At 63.6% G+C, this 16,267-nt stretch carries 15 protein-coding genes; 10 read left to right on the forward strand and 5 right to left on the reverse strand.

What is annotated here, in order from left to right:
• Positions 1-208: 208 nt before the first annotated feature.
• The gene (locus IC761_RS32345; protein WP_246791398.1) at positions 209-1,651 is read right to left on the reverse strand and encodes a PAS domain-containing HWE histidine kinase family protein; all 1,443 of its coding nucleotides are present in this window, start codon (positions 1,649-1,651) and stop codon (positions 209-211) included.
• A 311-nt stretch (positions 1,652-1,962) separates the two neighbouring features.
• Here IC761_RS32345 and IC761_RS32350 point away from each other — a divergent pair, with 311 nt between their 5' ends.
• From IC761_RS32350 to IC761_RS32365, 4 genes are all read left to right on the forward strand, one after another.
• Entirely contained in the window at positions 1,963-2,466 is a 504-nt protein-coding gene (locus IC761_RS32350) for a hypothetical protein (RefSeq protein ID WP_195800679.1), read from the forward strand.
• 146 nt (positions 2,467-2,612) lie between these two features.
• Positions 2,613-3,545: an alpha/beta hydrolase gene (locus IC761_RS32355; RefSeq protein ID WP_195804844.1), complete on the forward strand. Its 933-nt coding sequence runs from the start codon at positions 2,613-2,615 to the stop codon at positions 3,543-3,545.
• 249 nt (positions 3,546-3,794) lie between these two features.
• Positions 3,795-5,018: an ABC transporter substrate-binding protein gene (locus IC761_RS32360; protein WP_195800680.1), complete on the forward strand. Its 1,224-nt coding sequence runs from the start codon at positions 3,795-3,797 to the stop codon at positions 5,016-5,018.
• Between the two features lie 139 nt (positions 5,019-5,157).
• Positions 5,158-6,249 carry an enolase C-terminal domain-like protein gene (locus IC761_RS32365; RefSeq protein ID WP_195800681.1) on the forward strand — a complete coding sequence of 364 codons (1,092 nt, stop codon included), beginning with the start codon at positions 5,158-5,160 and terminating at the stop codon, positions 6,247-6,249.
• Positions 6,250-6,289: 40 nt separating this feature from the next.
• Here the strand turns inward: IC761_RS32365 and IC761_RS32370 are convergent, their stop codons facing one another.
• Positions 6,290-7,717 (reverse strand): sulfatase family protein, encoded by a 1,428-nt coding sequence (locus IC761_RS32370; RefSeq protein ID WP_210338504.1) that lies wholly within the window; start codon positions 7,715-7,717, stop codon positions 6,290-6,292.
• 156 nt (positions 7,718-7,873) lie between these two features.
• Here IC761_RS32370 and IC761_RS32375 point away from each other — a divergent pair, with 156 nt between their 5' ends.
• The 5 genes from IC761_RS32375 to IC761_RS32395 are packed head-to-tail and all read left to right on the forward strand — an operon-like array spanning position 7,874 to position 12,533.
• Entirely contained in the window at positions 7,874-8,632 is a 759-nt protein-coding gene (locus IC761_RS32375; RefSeq protein ID WP_210338505.1) for a FadR/GntR family transcriptional regulator, read from the forward strand.
• A gap of 29 nt (positions 8,633-8,661) precedes the next feature.
• Positions 8,662-10,014, forward strand: coding sequence for an ABC transporter substrate-binding protein (locus tag IC761_RS32380; RefSeq protein ID WP_195800683.1), 1,353 nt, complete (start codon positions 8,662-8,664; stop codon positions 10,012-10,014).
• Positions 10,011-10,907 (forward strand): carbohydrate ABC transporter permease, encoded by an 897-nt coding sequence (locus IC761_RS32385; protein ID WP_195800684.1) that lies wholly within the window; start codon positions 10,011-10,013, stop codon positions 10,905-10,907. The genes IC761_RS32380 and IC761_RS32385 overlap by 4 nt, the downstream gene beginning before the upstream one ends.
• The gene (locus tag IC761_RS32390) at positions 10,904-11,731 is read left to right on the forward strand and encodes a carbohydrate ABC transporter permease (RefSeq protein ID WP_195800685.1); all 828 of its coding nucleotides are present in this window, start codon (positions 10,904-10,906) and stop codon (positions 11,729-11,731) included. The genes IC761_RS32385 and IC761_RS32390 overlap by 4 nt, the downstream gene beginning before the upstream one ends.
• A gap of 4 nt (positions 11,732-11,735) precedes the next feature.
• Entirely contained in the window at positions 11,736-12,533 is a 798-nt protein-coding gene (locus IC761_RS32395; RefSeq protein WP_195800686.1) for a shikimate dehydrogenase family protein, read from the forward strand.
• 135 nt (positions 12,534-12,668) lie between these two features.
• On the opposite strand, the gene IC761_RS32400 is transcribed toward IC761_RS32395, so the two are convergent.
• Together IC761_RS32400 and IC761_RS32405 are read right to left on the reverse strand one after the other, a co-directional pair.
• A complete protein-coding gene (locus tag IC761_RS32400) occupies positions 12,669-12,914 on the reverse strand; it encodes a hypothetical protein (RefSeq protein WP_438265067.1) in 246 nt (81 codons plus the stop codon).
• Between the two features lie 14 nt (positions 12,915-12,928).
• Entirely contained in the window at positions 12,929-13,402 is a 474-nt protein-coding gene (locus IC761_RS32405; protein WP_195800688.1) for an L-2-amino-thiazoline-4-carboxylic acid hydrolase, read from the reverse strand.
• Between the two features lie 474 nt (positions 13,403-13,876).
• On the opposite strand from IC761_RS32405, the gene IC761_RS32410 reads away from it, so the two are divergent.
• Positions 13,877-15,163, forward strand: coding sequence for a heme-binding protein (locus tag IC761_RS32410; RefSeq protein WP_195800689.1), 1,287 nt, complete (start codon positions 13,877-13,879; stop codon positions 15,161-15,163).
• An 80-nt stretch (positions 15,164-15,243) separates the two neighbouring features.
• Here IC761_RS32410 and IC761_RS32415 read toward each other — a convergent pair whose 3' ends face one another.
• On the reverse strand, positions 15,244-16,227 hold the full coding sequence (locus tag IC761_RS32415) for a zinc-binding dehydrogenase (RefSeq protein ID WP_195800690.1): 984 nt from the start codon (positions 16,225-16,227) through the stop codon (positions 15,244-15,246).
• Between the last annotated feature and the right edge of the window lie 40 nt (positions 16,228-16,267).

Below are 16,267 nucleotides of genomic sequence, written 5' to 3' on the forward strand. Positions count from 1 at the left end.
TGCGAGCGTCGCACTTGAAATCTCAGAATTACGGTGCCAGTGCACTCAATTGGCCGCTTCGCTTCAGGCTCGGCACGCACGGACCGAAGGCTGTGCCGTCTAGCGAAGCATGATTAAGTACACTGTCACCGTAATTGCGCCTGACTGTCTCTTAAGCTGGCTTGGCGTTGCTCACTGATCTAGCTAGCTAGATCGAGCCTATGCATCTTTAAGCCGCGAGGCGTTCCAACGGAACGCTCAGCTTTAGTCGAAGGCCACTTCGCCGCCAGTCGTGCTCGATCTTGCCCAACAATTCTCCGGTCACACTGCGCTCGGTAAGAATGCTGCCAAAGCCGCGAGCCAATGGTGCGGTGTCGATCAACGGGCCGCCGGTTTCTTCCCACTCAAGATGCAAGTCGTCACCACTCGCACTCCATGTAACGCTGATTGAACCGCTCGTCTGCGAAAGCGCCCCGTACTTAACCGCATTCGTCGCAGCCTCATGCAACGCGAGGGCAAGGCCAGTCACAGCCTTTGCCCCGACAGGCACATCGGGACCGCTCAGGATGATGCGGGCGGGCGAGCCGTCTTCATAGGGCTGCAAGACTGTGCGCACCAGCGCATCCACCGTCGTGTGCTTGCTTGCGTGTTCCGTACCCATAATGCCGGGTCGAATAAGGTCCTTGGCCCGCAACAGCGCGTCCAGCCGACCACGAAGAGCTTCGGCCATTTCCTTGGGAGTGCGGGCAGATCTGGCACTCAGACTAATCATCGAATGGAAATTGGCGAAGATGTTTTTGACCCGATGGTCCGCCTCACGGGCAAGTAACCGTTGGCGCTCTTGCGCATTCTTCTGGCTCGTTATGTCCACCACCACGCCGACGAAGCGTGAGGACCCACCATCCTGGTCGGACAAGCACTCGCCACGCGCCTCGACCCAGCGGATACTTCCGTCCTTGCGCAGCAGCCGGTATTCCTGAACATAGCTTCCTCCGGTGGTGACGGCGCGGTTGACTGCGTTAGCGACCCGTTCTGCGTCCTCAGGATGAATGCCCGCAAGGTACTCCGCCAAAGGTGCGCCCTTGTCCCCTTTGGCGGGATCGACCGAGAACATTTCTGCGAACTGGGCATCGGCGAAAAAAGTGTCGGACTGCACATGCCAGTCGAATGTGCCCACCATCCCGGAAGCATTCAGGGCTTGACGAAGCCGCTCCTCCATTTTCGCTAGTGCCCGCTCGGTCAGAACCCGCTGCGTCGTCTCCACGACAATGGCGAGGACGCCAGCGGGACGGCCGTTCTCGTCCAGCACGGGGCTGTAATCGAGGTTCATCCAGACTTGCTCGGGAAAGCCTTTACGGTGAAGCGTGAGTTCCTGGTCGCGGTAGGAGAGTGTTCCTCCACTCAAGCCCACCTTCATCACGTTGTCGTTGAAGTCGGCGACCTCAGGCCAGCCCTCTCGCACTTTCGATCCGAACAGGAGGGGATGGCGTCCCCCTGCAAAGTCCGAGTAGGCGTCATTGTAGATCATGACGCCGTCCGGTCCCCACAGGAGCACGATGGGGAGTGGCGAGCGCAGCAGTATTCCGACCGTGGTCTTCAGGCTTTGTGGCCACCCCGAGACCGGCCCTAGGCCCGTGTCGGACCAGTTGCGGAGACAGATGAGCGTGCCCATCTCGCCCCCGCCGAAAGGAAAGCTATCGTTGTTCGCGGAATTTGCCATGTCAAAAGGCAGTTTCTACCGTGAAGACCTTTTGCATACAAGTGCGAGAGCAGCGTGCTTATCTCTGCTTCGGGGTCAAAAGCCGAAGGAATTCGCTTTGAGCACAATTGGTCCGCGGACCTCCGTCCGGCCCGTCATGAATACACATCAAGTGACTGCGCGGCGCTCAACTCTTCCCAGCCTGTGACCATAGCTCTCCCCTGGATGGGAAATCTGTCATAGGCTGCGCCCATCTGTGGCGGCGAAGCCGAGGGGAAACGCCAATGAAACGCACGATCTCAGCTTGCCTCGCTGGTGCCGTCCTTGTCGCCGGCGCGGCCCACGTCGCCGACGCCAACGGCGCCAGCGTTGCGCCGTCCAAAATCTCCGGCTCGACTGCGCTGGCGCTCGCGGGCGTGATCGCGCCGCTGTCGCCGGTGCTGTCGGGCGCCGAGAAGAAGGCGGTGGCGACGCTGTTCGCCGCCAATGCCGACATTTCCTACAAGAAGTCGATCGTGGTGACCGCGGACAAGATCGTCTGCCGCACCGGCAATGTCGACATCACCGTGCGCAATTGCGAGGTGACCTTCGGCAAGAAGGTCAAGACCGTGAACGGGCCCACCGCCAACGAGATCTTCGCGACCGAGGCGCTGGCCGGCATTCCCCCCGATGGCGCGGCCGGGTCGAATTTCGAGAGCCTGAGCAAGCTGAGCTGCACCATCGACCCCAACGCCATCCGGCAGAAGGACGGCAGCGGGGCGGATTGCACGTTCCAGCCGGGCAGCTGAGCCGGACCGGGAGAGCAAGGCAAGGGCGCCGCGAAATCGCCGCAAGACCAGCCAAGAACTAACCGGCCAAGAACTAATATGGCGAATTGAAAAGACAGGCCAAACCGGCGCACCCATATGAGGTGCGGAAGGCCCGCACCCTCATGATGAAAACTTGTCTCGCTTTTGTCCTGCTTCTGACCGCGACGGCGGCCTCCGCACATGGTCCATTGCCGACGCGGCCGACCGCGCCCTCCGATCTCGTCCGGGCGGGCCTCACCGATTCCGATACGACCGCCGGCGGCACCGCACGGCTGTGCGAGCAGGTCACCTTCTCGCGAGGGCTGCGCTATGGCGAGAGCGAGGCCAATGTGCTCGACGTCGCCACCAGCGCCGCCACCAAGGCTGACACGCCGCGGCCGGTGCTGCTGTTCGTGGCGGGCGACACTTTTACCGGCGACCGCGCGGCGCCGGACCTGTCGCGCGAGGTCCAGGACCAGACCATGTGCTTTGCCGCGCGCAACGGCATGATCGGCGTGCGCGTGAACTATCGCCTGGCGCCCGCGGCGACCTGGCCGACCGGTGCGACCGACGTCGCGGCGGCGCTGTCCTGGATCCACGGCAACATCGACCTGTTCAACGGCGATGCCCGCGAGATCGTCGCGGTCGGCTACGGCGCCGGCGCCTTCCATGTCGCAAGCCTTCTGGCGCATCCCGAGCTCCAGACCGACCGCGCCGAGGTCGCCGCGGTCGTGCTGGTGTCCGGCATCTACCGCGCCGGCAAGGATGCGAGCGACAGCGAGAAGGCCTATCTCGGCACCGACGCCGGCCAATATGACAAGCGGTCTGTGTTTCCCGGCATCCTCAATGTCGACGTGCCGATCGTGCTGGCCTGGGCCGCGGACGATCCCGCGAACCTCGTGGCCCAGGGCGAGACGCTGAGGAAAACGCTGTGCGGCGCCGGCCACTGCCCGCGCGCCTCGCTCCTGCGCAACCGCGACGGCATCGCCGCCGCGTTTGGTTTGGACGGTTCCGCCAACAGCCTCGCCGAGCCGACGCTGCTGCTGGCGCACCAGCTCGAGGCGCGGGGGTTGCCGTAGGGGCGCGGCACCAAGCTCCCCCCAGCCTCACCAATCTCGATCGCGGCAATCGGTCTCCCACCGTCACCCTGAGGTGGCCGCTTCTTCAGCGACCCTCGAAGGGCGACGGAGCCCACAGCGCGTCAGTACGCCTGCCGCTTTCGTCCTGCGCCATCAAGCCACAAGATCGACAAACGCTTGACCTAGATCAAGCGGCCCTGGCGCCGATTGAGCCGACCTCGCCAAGGGGCCAACAACAAGGTGTCGAACATGCGCGTCGCCGGCAGGATGCTGTTCGTTTCGATGGTCGCCTTGGCGTCGCTTGGCGCGATGTCCGGGCAACGTGCGGACCAAGCCGGAGACGACAAGGAAATCCGTATCGGCAACATCATGCCGTATTCGGGACTGCTGTCGGAGTTCGGCGCGATCGGTCAGGCGGAGGCCGCCTATTTCGACATGATCAACGACCGCGGCGGCATCAACGGCCGCAAGATCCGCTTCATCACCCGCGACGACAATTCCGACCCTTCGACCGCGCTGGAGCTGACGCGCAATCTGGTCGAGAAGGACGACGTGCATGTGATGTTCGGATCGTTCGGCACGCCCGGCAATCTCGCCACGCGCTGGTATCTGAACGAGAAGAAGATCCCGCAATTGTTCCTCGCCTCCGGCGACGAGGAGTTGAGCCAGGCCAAGGCGTTTCCCTGGACCATGGGCTGGCAGCCATCGTTCCGCTCCGAGGGGCGCATCTACGCCAACTACATCCAGGCCTATTATCCGCATCGCAAGATCGTGGTGCTCTGGCAGAACGACCAGTTCGGGCGCGCGCTGCTCAAGGGCATCGAGGAAGGTCTTGGCGACCTGAACCGTCTCGTCCTCGTCGATATCGCCTTCGACATCGACGACGAGCATCTCGACGGGCATGTCTCGATCCTCAGGCGCGCCGGCGCCGATATTTTCGTCTTTCTCGGCGTGCCCTCGACGGCGGCCAAGGTGATCCAGCTCGCAGCCGCCCTGAACTGGCACCCGGTCTTCGTCGTCAACGACGCCTCCGCCTCGATCGCCAATGCGATGGCGCCCGCCGGCCTGGAGAATTCGGCCGGGGTGATTTCGGCGGCCTTTCTGAAGGACCCGAGCGATCCCGCCTGGAAGAACGATCCGGCCATGAAGGACTGGTTCGCCTTCATGGACAAGTACCACCGCGTCGAGAGCACCAACAACAGCGCGGCGCTCTATGGCTACGCCGCGGCCGAGGCGCTGACGCAGGTGCTGAAGCAATGCGGCAACGATTTTTCGCGGGACAACATCATGCGCCAGGCGGCTTCGCTGAAGAATTATCAGCCCACCGTTGCGCTGCCCAACATCCGGATGAACACCTCGCCCGAGCGCTATCTGCCGATCAAGCAGATGCGGCTCGTCCAGTTCGACGGCCGGTCCTGGCAGCCCTTTGGCGAGGTGATCGAGACGGCATTCACGGAGGGCGCGGCGCGATGAGGCTGCTCACGTCGCGCTTTTGCCCGCGCGTAGTCTCCACACTGTCGCTGTCCTCCCCTGCGCTTCGCCCGCGGGCTTTTCGTTTCATGACGAATGTTTAAGATCGGCATGAACCACATTCGCCCCGCCGGGAGATTCCATGACCGAGACCATCCGCATCAAGCGCTTCAACGCGCGCCCCGTGATCGTGCCGATGAATTTGCCGCTCCAGACCGCGACCGGAGCGGTGGCCGAGGCACCGCTGGTGCTGATCGACTGCGAGACCGACCAGGGCGCGATGGGACACGCCTATCTGTTCGCGATCACGCCTTCGGCGCTGAAGCCGCTGACCGCAATGGTCGCGGAAATGTCAGAGCTGATCGCAGGCGACGAGCTGTTGCCGTTCGAGATCGAGCACAAGCTGACCCGGCGCTTCACGCTGCTCGGGCTCGCCGGCCTGCAACGGCTGGCGCAATCCGGCATCGACATGGCGGCATGGGACGCGCTGGCGCGCGCTCGAAGCCTCCCGCTGGCCCGCCTGCTCGGCGGCGCACCAAAACCGGTCAGGGCCTATAATTCGAAGGGGCTCGGCATCATGCCGGTCGGTGCCGCGGTCGAAGAGGCGCACAAGCTGCTCGCCGAAGGTTTTCGCGCTGCAAAAATCCGCGTCGGGCGGCCCGATGCGCGGGAGGATCTCGCCGTCGTCCGCGCGGTGCGCAGGGCCATCGGCGACGATGTGACGCTGATGTGCGACTACAACCAGGCGCTGACGGTGACGGAAGCGATCCGCCGCGGCGAGATGCTCGACGACGAGGGGCTGACCTGGATCGAGGAGCCGATCAGCCACGACGATTACAACGGCTGCGCCCGCATCGCGGATGCGCTGCGCACGCCGGTCCAGATCGGCGAGAACTTTGACAGCGCGTTCTCGATGCAATCAGCGCTTGCCGCGGAAGCCAGCGATTACGTGATGCCCGACGTACAGCGCATCGGCGGCGTCACCGGCTGGCTGCGCGCCGCGTCGCTGGCGCATGCCGCCGGGATCGAGATGTCGACGCACCTGTTCTCGGAGGTCAGCGCGCATCTGCTCTGCGTGACGCCGACGGCGCATTGGCTGGAATATGTCGACTGGGCCGACGCGGTGCTGGCGACGCGGCTGAAAATCAAGGACGGTTTCGCGCTTCCGGGCGAAGAGCCGGGGAATGGGATTGCGTGGGACGAGGCGGCGGTGAGGAAGTACGCGGTGGGATAGGTGTGTTCCCTCGCCCCGCTTGCGGGGAGAGGGAGAGGACTCACCGCGCCGCCGCGTTCAGATCCATCGTCTCGAGCAGGCTGTTCTGGCGCCAGTCGATGAAGGCGTCCTTGAGGCGGCTGATCTCACCGGCGTGTTCGGGCACGCCCCAGAGATTGTGCTGCTCGAGCGGATCGGTGGCGAGATCGAACAGCTGGCCGTCCTCGGCGCCGTGGATGAACACGACCTTCCATCTGTTATCGCGCACCATAGTGATCAGCCGCGCTCCGGTCATGGCGACGTCGCCGGCCTGCTCGCTGAACACGAATTCGCGGCCGGCCCAGTCCTCGCCATTCAACGCCGGCAGCAGGCTCCTGGCCTGGAACGGCTTTGGATGCTCCGCGCCGGCAAGGTCTAAAATGGTGGGCGCAAGATCGAACAGCTGGCACTTTTCGCGGATGCGGCGGCCGTCGGCGAAGAGGCTCGGCGACCAGAACAGCAGCGGGATGCGGGTGACGGGCTCGTACATCGACCATTTCTGGCTCAGCCCATGCTCGCCGAGATTGTCGCCATGGTCGGACATGAAGATGACGACGCAATTGTCGAGATAACCCTTGTCCTCCAGCGTTGTCAGCAGGCGGCCGATCTGCTCGTCGATCATGGTGACGTTGGCATAGTAATGCGCGCGCAGGCGGCGCATCTCTTCATGGGTCGGCTTAAGCTTCCATGACACCGCGTCGTGATCGACCTCAGTGTCGTGGCGGCGCTTCTCTTTCAGATAGGCCGGCAGTCCCTCGATCTCGGCCTCGGTCTGCTGCGGCACCGGGAGATCGTTACGGGCGAGATAATGCTCGAGATATTCCGGCAAGGGATCATAGGGTGGATGCGGCCCGGGCAGGCCGATCTGCATGAACAGCGCATCGGGCTTCGGCCGCGTCTGAAGCCACCACATCGCGGTTTCCGCGACGAAGATGTCGGGGTGCAGCGATTTCGGCATCTCCCAGGTGAAGGCGCCCATGCGGTCGCCGTAATCCGGCAGGCTGCGATAACCGGCGCGCGACGGTTTTGTCAGCTTGTGCGCGGCAAAGGCCTTGTCGAGCTCGTCGGCAAACCAGCGCCCCTCCAAGAAGCGGTCCTTGTTCTCGACCACGAAGCGCTCGTGGAAGCCGGCCTTGGCGTCATAGGGGATGGTGTGCATCTTGCCGACATTGACGCAGTGATAGCCGGCGTCGGCGAGATTGCTCACCCAGGTCTTCTGCCAGTGCTGCCCGTTCCTCAGCACGCCCGAGGCATGCGGATAGAGGCCTGAGAACAGCGCGGCGCGCGAAGGCACGCAGCTCGGCGCGTTGATGAAGCAATTGTCGAAATAGACGCCCTCGCGCACCAGACGATCGAGATTCGGCGTCTTCATATAAGGATGGCCCGTCGCGGCGATCGTGTCGAAGCGTTGCTGGTCGGTCATGACCAGAACGATGTGGGGCTTTGTCACGGTTGATTTGTCCTGCGCGGCGTTGGCTCGAGAGAAAATATGTCTGACATAATAATTCTTGTCAAACCTCCGGCGATCGGACTATCTTTCATACTGGAAGCCAATTCTCGCGTTCGCACTTGCAATAAATCTGACATTTATCCTGACGTTATCCCCGTGGCCGATCACAACGACAATCCGCAGTCGAGCGTCCTGGTGGCCCGCGAGGTGGCGCGGCTGATCCTGACCGGCGTGTGGCGCGAGGGTACGACGCTGCCGCGCGAGATCGAGCTCGCCGCGCGCTTCAACGTCAGCCGCGCCTCGATTCGCGAGGCGCTGTCGCTCTTGAAGGCGAAGGGATTGATCGCCTCGAAGCAGAAGGCCGGCACGCATGTGCGGGCGCGCTTCGACTGGAACATGCTCGACGAGGAACTCCTGAACTGGACGCTGTCGGCATTGCCGACGCAGGAGTTTGCCAAGCAGATCATGGAAGTCCGCAGGATCGTCGAGCCGGAGGCCTGCGCGCTCTGCGCGGCGCGCGGCTCCGACGAGGATTTTGCCCGGATCGAGCGCGCCTATCGCGGCATGGATGCAGCCGGCATGGACCGCGTCGCCTATGCCGAGCCGGACTTGCAGTTTCACCGCGGCATCCTGATCGCCACCGGCAACGATTTCCTGATCGCCTTTGGCGCCACGGTCGCAGCCGCGCTGCGGATGTCGTTCAATTTGTCGAGCACCAATCCGGGCGCGCCACGCAAGAGCCTGCCCTATCACCGCGCCGTGCTCGACGAGATCTGGGCGCGCAACGCCGGCGGCGCGCGCCAGGCCATGCACAGGCTGATGGATCTCACCGAACAGAACATCGTCACGGCGATGTCGCGCCAGAAGAAGAAGGACGCCGAGGACGAGAACGTCCGCACCAGACGGACGCGCTAGACCGCCGAACAATATCGAGGGAGGACAATATGAAAAACGCATCGCGCGCGAGCTCGATCACCCGCCGCAAACTGCTGAAGGCCAGCGCCGCCGGCGCAGCGCTCGCCGCATTCCCCGCGCCGCTGATCGCGCAGACAAAGCCGTTTGCCGGCGTGACGCTGCACGGCGCCTCATTCCAGCACCGCTTCTTCACGCTGCTGCAAAAATACATCCCCGAGTTCGAGGACCAGACCGGCATGAAGGTCGACCTCCAGCTCTCGGCCTTCCCGGTCTACAACCAGCAGGCCAATCTCGAACTGTCCTCGGGCGGCTCGGCCTATGATTTCGTCAATGTCACCTTCATCCTCGCCGCGCGCTGGGTCGCGGCCGGGCTGCTCGCCAATCTCGACGAATTCACGGGCGACGCAAACCTGACGCCGGCCGAATGGAATCCGAAAGACTTCGTCGACGGCGCGCAGGTGCCCTATCGCGACGCCAAGGGCGCCACCTACGGCTATTCCTGGGAAGGCGGCGCGATGCTGATGGGGCTGTCGCGCATGGATCTGATGGAGAAGAAGGGGCTGAAGATTCCGAAGACGTTCGCGGAATTGCAGCAGGTCTGCGCCGAGATCAACGGCACCGACGGCGTGGCCGGCATCACCTCGTTCCAGCTGCATCACTGGAACCTGCCGCCCTACATCCAGGGCTTTGGCGGCAACATCTTTAGAAATCCGCCCGGCGACATCATGCCGACGCTGAACACGCCCGAGACCATTCAAGGCATCGAGTTCTACGCCAACCTGCTCAAGAGCGCGCCGAAGGGTGTGCTGACCTACACCGAGGACCAGGCGCGGCAGTCGCTGCTCACCGGGCGCTCCAACATCTTCATCCACTCCAGCTCCTGGGTGACGCCGATCCTGCTCTCCGACGAGAGCAAGGTGAAGGAGACCTCGCGCGTGGTGCGCTCGCCCGCCGGTCCCGTGCACGACTATCCGGCCTCGAACAGCCAGGGGCTCGGCATTCCCAGGAACGCCAAGAACAAGAAGGCGGCGTGGGAATTCATCAAATGGGCGCTCTCGCCCGACATCTCGATGCGGCTGGTCAAGGAGCATGGCCACTCCTCGATCTGCCGCCGCTCGATCATCACCAGCGAGGCCTATCGCAAGCTCAACACGGTGAACGGCCAGGATCTCGGCGCGCTCTATCTCGACGTGCTGGAGCTGCCGGCCAAGGGCCAGAACTACATGGCCTATCGCACCGTGAAGGAGTTCCCGATCGTCGGCGACGTCCTCAACAAGGCCTTTGAGCAAGTCGCAACCGGCCAGTTGCCTGCGAAGGACGCGATGAATGCGGCGCAAGACCAGGCCATCGCCGCGCTGCGCCGAGCCGGGACGCAGCTTTGAGCGAGAGTGGAATTGACGCGGAGCGACGCAGCTTCAATGTCTGGGCGCTGACGCCGAGCCTGATCGTGCTGTTCGCAGTCGCCGTGCTGCCGGCGATCTATCTGGTCGTGACGAGCTTGACGCCGTTCCAGCTGACGACGCCGGGCTCGGCGACCGATTTCAGTTCACCGCTGCGCAATTACGGCCTGCTGCCCGGCGACCCCCGCTTCGTCAATTCGCTCCTCGTGCAGGCCAAGCTCTCGTTCTGGAGCGTGCTGTTCCAGGTGCTGATCGGCATGGGGCTGGCGCTGCTGCTGAACGTGCCCTCGCGCTTCGTCGAATTCGCCCGCACCTTCTTCCTGATCCCGATGGTGCTGCCGCCGATCGTGGTCGCGGTGATCTGGAAGCTGATCTACACGCCCGACATCAGCCCGCTCTATTACGTTGCGCAAGCCCTCAACTTCACCATGCCGGCACTGACCTCGAGCGTCGATTTCGCGCTGACCGCGATCGTCATCGCCGATACCTGGGAATGGCTGCCCTTCACCTTCCTGATGGTGCTCGCCGCACTCCAGACCATTCCGGATGAATATTCGGAAGCGGCCCTCGTCGACGGCGCCAACAAGCTGCAGATCTTCTGGTACGTGACCCTGCCCTTCATCACGCCGATCCTCGTCATCTCCGGCATGTTCCGCCTGATCGACAGCGTGAAGGCGTTTCCGCTGATCTTCCTCTTGACCAGCGGCGGTCCGGGCACGGTCACCGAGGTCACCAACTATTATGCGTATCTGCTCGCCTTCGACACCAACGAGATCGGCTATTCCAGCGCGGTCACCGTGGTGATGCTATTGCTGGTCTGCGGCATCAGCCTGGGCCTGGTCTGGACGGGCCGGCGCCGGGAGGCACTGGCATGAGCGAGTATTCCGGACGCCGCGCCACGCCGGGCCGGCTGTTCGCGATCTCGGTGACGCTGCTGATCCTGCTCTCGCCGTTCCTCTGGCTGTTGCAGATGAGCTTCAAGTCCAACGACCAGATCCTGCAATTCCCGCCGCCGCTGATCTTCACACCGACGCTGGAAAACTACGTCTCGCTCTGGCACAGCGCGTTCTCGGCCTCCTTCGTCAACAGCCTCGCGAGCGCTTCGCTGTCGACCGCGCTTGCGCTGCTATTGGGCGTGCCCGCAGCTTACGCGCTGTCGCGCTGGGCCGGGCGCGGCAAGCACGTGCTGAGCTTCGCGATCCTGGTGACGCGCATGGCGCCGCCGATCGCGTTCACGATTCCCTTCTTCCTGTTCTATCGCTGGATCGGGCTGCTCGACACCATCACCGGCCTGGTGCTGGTCTACACCAGCTTCAACCTGCCGCTGGTGATCTGGATGATGCAGCCATTCTTCGACACTATTCCAGTGTCGCTCGAAGAGGCCGCGCTGGTCGACGGCGCACGGACGCGCACGGTGTTCACAAAAATCGTGCTGCCGATGGTGACGCCCGGGATCGCCGCGACCGCGATCCTGTGCTTCCTCTATGCCTGGAACGATTTCTTCTTCGCGCTGATCCTGACCCGCACCAATGCGCGCACCGCGCCGGTCGCCGTCGTCAACTTTATGAACTATGAAGGCTGGGAATGGGGCAAGATCGCCGCCGGCGGCTCGCTGGTGATGGCGCCGGTCTTGATCTTCTCGCTCGCGGTGCGCCGCTATCTCGTCTCAGGGCTCACGGCCGGCGCGGTCAAGGGGTGAGATCATGAAGCTTCCAACCGGCGCATCGCGCACCGTCTTCATCTTCGCCCATCCCGCCGGCCATGTCGGCGCGCCCCGCTACTACACGCCCTATTTCGAAGCGCATGGCCTCGACTGGCACATGGTGGCGATGGACGTGCATCCGGACAATCTCACTGAAACGATCCGGGCGCTGGCGAAATCGGCGAGCACCGCGGGCTTCAATCTGACCATGCCGCACAAGCCGGCCGCGTTCGAGCTTTGCGACGAGGTCGGGCCGGCCGCGACCTTCGAGGGCGTGGTCAACACCATCCGGATCGAAGCCGACGGAAAGCTCGTCGGCGAATCCTTCGACGGCGGCGGTTTCCTGAACGCCGCGCGCGAAGCCGGCATCTTCGATCTCAATCGCCGTACCGTCGTGATCGGCACCGGCGGCGCCGGCCGTGCGATCTGCCACGCGCTGGCCGCGGCCGGTTTGAAGCGCTTGCGCATCCTCAACGAGGTGCCGGGCCCGGTCGAGGCGCTGGCAACAAAACTGCGCGGGCAATTTCCGGATCTCGACATCAGCATCGAGGAACGCTTCGACGATGCCGGCCTCTGTGTAAACGCGACCTCGCTCGGCCTGCACGCGACCGACACGCTGCCGATGGATCCGGCAAAGCTGCCGAAGGATTGTGCCGTGTTCGACATCATCGCCGCACGGCGCACCGAGTTCATGGAAGCCTGTGCGGGCCGCTGCCTGAAGGTGGTCGATGGCGTCGCGATGATCCGGCACCAATTGCCGCTGCAAACGGCGTTCTGGCGGGGCGTCCCGTCATCCTGAGCTGCTTCCCCATCGTCATTGCGAGGAGCCCTTGCGACGAAGCAATCCAGAGTCTTTCCGCGGAAAGATTCTGGATTGCTTCGCTGCGCTCGCAATGACGGAATGTGGAGCAACGACCCGGCCTGATCGGCAGGCCTACCACACCTCCGCGCCGGGAATTTTCTTGCGCACTGCGATGCGCTGGATCCAGATGCAGCGACGGACGGACCTGTTGGAACGGCCGACGGCGGATATGCCTTCGCCAGCTTGAAGCAGCGGCGCGATGTTCTCGCGCAGCGCGCGGCAGCGGGCGAACTCGGCCTGCCAGTCGATGACAGCGGCTTGCGCGCTCGACGTGACCAGCGCCAGCATCACAAGCCCAAGAGAGCCTGCCCTGATCATGCCCCGCATCTCCTTTACTGCGCCTTGCCGGCGTCGCGCCGGTAGCGAAAATCGCAATGATCGGCGCCTTGCATGATGGTCTGCGTGCGCGTCAGCTTGACGTCGGGGCCAAAACCTTCCGCGGTCGCGAAATCGGCGGTGCAGATCAGGAGAAATCCGAGCTCCGGCTCGCCAAGCGCCTTGTAGAATTCAGCATAGGCGCACCGCTTCACGTCGAAGGCGAATGCGTCCTGCGACTGCTCGATCACGTCGTAGGCAAGCGCGTCGTCGCGGGCGTAGGTCTTGAAGGCGGAGGCGACGGCCTGGCCGAGATTGGCCTCGTTCTTCGCCTTCCAGAATTCCTCGCCAAAGCCGCGATAGAGTTCGCCGAGCGTCTTGCGCACCAGCGCGTTCGCACGCGCCTCGCCGAGCTCGGCCTGGAACGCCTTAACCAGCGGCACCAGCACCTGTGCCTGGATTTTGGCCTGTTCGATCACGGATATGCTCATGGGCAGCCTTCCCGGCTTCGGATGCCTCGATTTCAGCGTGAGGCCTGTGAAATGGAACACACTTGAAGCATCGTTAAGGTTGTATCATACTCACGATGTAACCAAGGCGCACGGGACGCACGAGCCCCGGACCTGTTTTTAGATCATTTCATTCTCGAACACAGAGTTGGAGTAGGCAATGCTTCGCTCAATTCTCGGTGCTCGCTTATTGCCGTCGCGGTTCGACCGCAGACTTGATCCGCATCCCACCGGCTTGAAAGCATCCCCTCGCTCGGGGTGAGACGGATGACCACGACCGGCCTCGAAAAATTCCGTCCGCCGTGCCGTCCGGCTCAACGACGTGAAGACGGCATCGCGCGCAGGCGTTGCATGACCGAGCGGGTGTGAACGGCGCAGCATCGCCTCGACGAAGAGACAGTCCGCCAGCCCGGGAGAGCGCCGGCATCGACAGCTCGCAGCATCGAAAGGACGCCCATGGACGAAGCCAAGCCGCTGACCAGCGCATTCTCCAGGACCGCGAATTTCTCGATTCATCAGGTCGACACCGCGTTCAGGGCTGCCGCGCGGGCCGCCGCTGTCCCCGCTGCGGTGCCGTTCACCCCGCCACCTACGCTCGGGCCGCTGGCTGCTTTCGCAGGCACTTTCACCGGCCAGGGGTTCAACACGATCTTCCGGCCCGACAGCGCGACAACGCCGACGCCAATGCCGGGACCGATCAACACCACCGACCCGGCCGACAACGTGCTGGAGCTCAATCTCACCGACGAGACGCTATCGTTCTCGAACAATCTCGGGTCGATCCCCAATCGTGGCTCGGGGCCGCAGGCCGACGCATTCTTGAACGGCGTGCCGTATCTCCAGACCATCAACGACGTCACCACGGGTGCGCCGATCGGCATTCACTTCGAGCCCGGCATCTGGCTCGCGGTGCCGGAGACGACCAATCCGCACGAACCGGTCACCGTCGCGCGCATGGCCTCGATCCCGCATGGCACGACGATCACGGCGCAGGGGACCGCACTGCCGCCGGTCGCCGGCAAGCCGACCATCGCCGCCGTCGACATCACGCCGTTCCTGAACGGCAATCCGGCCAACAAGCACACATTCCAGAATCAGACCGCCGCCAACAAGACCACGCGCAGGCTGCCGCAAGACCTCACCGCGCTGATCGCCTCCGGCAAGCTCACCCAGGCCATGATCACGGACCCCAACACCTTGCTGCGCAACCAGATCGCGCACCAGACCATCAGTCAAACCATCATCATCGAGACCTCGACCAAGCCCGGCTCGCCGCTGTCCGGCGGTCCCTTGCCGGCCGTCACCTCGGCGGGACCGCATCCGCAGGCGCCGAACTTCGCCGGCGGCACCGCGAACATCGCGTTCCTGCAGGGGGTCCCGGCCCCGCCGCCGGGCCGCGCGGGCGCCAACGCCAACGCGTTCCAGATGGACGCCGTATTCTGGATCGAGACGGTGATCTACGACATCGACGTGCCGCGCATCCCGTCCGGCGAGCCGCCGATCATCCTCCAGCCGGTGCAGAAGAGCACGGTGCCGCTGGTGCCGAGCTTCGTCGCAATGCTGCCGTTCGTGCCCGGCAAGGGATTTGCCGGTGGCCGCGTCAGGGTGGCGACGACGCAGATCCAGTATTCGCAGAAGGTGATGCTGGATTTTGCCGGCCTGACCTGGCCGCACGTCTCCGTCGCCTCGCTGGTGCCGGCAGCCCCGGTGCCGATTCCGGAGCATCTGCTGCCGCTGACGTGAGAGCGGCTCACGCAGGTTTTTATACTTTAAAGTACAGAAACTGGTCCCAAGCACAGGGGCGCAGCATTCTCGATCCGGGATCAGGCCAGGTTCGGCGTAAAGATGACCTTACCCTTGAAGCTCGCAGCCTGGGCGATCGCATCGGGAAATTGCTCCAGGCCGTAGGTCGCAGCGACCGGCGCCGTGAGTGCTCCCGACGTCACCAGCGCGGTCAGATGATCGTACATTTTGCCCATGGTCTCGGCCGTCGCAGTCTTGTGCCAATGCACGAGCCAGAAGCCGCGCACCGATACCTCGGCAAAAATCGCTCTTTGGCTCGAGCCGGAGAAGGGCTGTCCGCTCATCGCGCTGTAGAGAACGACCATGCCTTTCGGCGCGACGCAGTTCATCAGGTTCAGGGTCGATGCGCCGCCGACCATATCGAGCGCCAGATGGATGGAGGCTCCGCCCGTCTCGCTGGCGACGCGCTTGGGCAGATCGGGACCGTCGACGAGCACCACATCCGCTCCCAGCGCGCGCAACTCCGGCACCAGTTCCTCGCGGCGAACGACGTTGACCAGCTTGATTCCCAGCGATTTCGCAACCGCGATGACCGCACGACCGGTTGCCGAATTGGCGCCATTCTGAATCACCCAGCCACCGTTCGGGATCTTTACCATATCGGTCAGCAGCAGATAGGCCGTCGCAGGATTGACGCCGACCATCGCGAGCTGCCGAACGTCCGCCTGCAGCGACAAGGGCCGCTGCCATGTCGCGGTGAACTTGACCCGCTCGGTCCAGGTCGGAACCATGATCGGTATCAGGGTTCGGTCGCCTTCCTTCAGGTGCTTTACGTTTGCACCGGCCGCGATCACACGGCCCACGCCTTCGATTCCGAGGGTGGCCGGCAGCGGCGGCAGAAATCCGTAGCGTCCCGCCGCGATCATGAGGTCGGTGGCATTGACGGGAGCGGCCTCGACGGCGACCACGACGTCATCAGGGCCTGGAGTACCCACATCGGGCACGTCGTTCAGCTTCACTGCGTCCGCAGGCTTTCCGAACGCCACGACTTGAACCGCCTTCATCTGTCGTCTCCCTTTGCTTCATTCTGTACTTTGTAGTATA

Origin of the sequence: Bradyrhizobium commune (assembly GCF_015624505.1) — a bacterium.
Taxonomy (GTDB): Bacteria; Pseudomonadota; Alphaproteobacteria; order Rhizobiales; family Xanthobacteraceae; genus Bradyrhizobium; species Bradyrhizobium commune.

Coding starts and splice junctions, on each gene's coding strand:
- IC761_RS32345 (WP_246791398.1), bottom strand. CDS start 1,651: ATGGGCACGCTCATCTGTCTCCGCAACTGGTCCGACACGGGCCTAGGG.
- IC761_RS32350 (WP_195800679.1), top strand. CDS start 1,963: ATGAAACGCACGATCTCAGCTTGCCTCGCTGGTGCCGTCCTTGTCGCC.
- IC761_RS32355 (WP_195804844.1), top strand. CDS start 2,613: ATGAAAACTTGTCTCGCTTTTGTCCTGCTTCTGACCGCGACGGCGGCC.
- IC761_RS32360 (WP_195800680.1), top strand. CDS start 3,795: ATGCGCGTCGCCGGCAGGATGCTGTTCGTTTCGATGGTCGCCTTGGCG.
- IC761_RS32365 (WP_195800681.1), top strand. CDS start 5,158: ATGACCGAGACCATCCGCATCAAGCGCTTCAACGCGCGCCCCGTGATC.
- IC761_RS32380 (WP_195800683.1), top strand. CDS start 8,662: ATGAAAAACGCATCGCGCGCGAGCTCGATCACCCGCCGCAAACTGCTG.
- IC761_RS32390 (WP_195800685.1), top strand. CDS start 10,904: ATGAGCGAGTATTCCGGACGCCGCGCCACGCCGGGCCGGCTGTTCGCG.
- IC761_RS32395 (WP_195800686.1), top strand. CDS start 11,736: ATGAAGCTTCCAACCGGCGCATCGCGCACCGTCTTCATCTTCGCCCAT.
- IC761_RS32400 (WP_438265067.1), bottom strand. CDS start 12,914: ATGATCAGGGCAGGCTCTCTTGGGCTTGTGATGCTGGCGCTGGTCACG.
- IC761_RS32405 (WP_195800688.1), bottom strand. CDS start 13,402: ATGAGCATATCCGTGATCGAACAGGCCAAAATCCAGGCACAGGTGCTG.
- IC761_RS32410 (WP_195800689.1), top strand. CDS start 13,877: ATGGACGAAGCCAAGCCGCTGACCAGCGCATTCTCCAGGACCGCGAAT.
- IC761_RS32415 (WP_195800690.1), bottom strand. CDS start 16,227: ATGAAGGCGGTTCAAGTCGTGGCGTTCGGAAAGCCTGCGGACGCAGTG.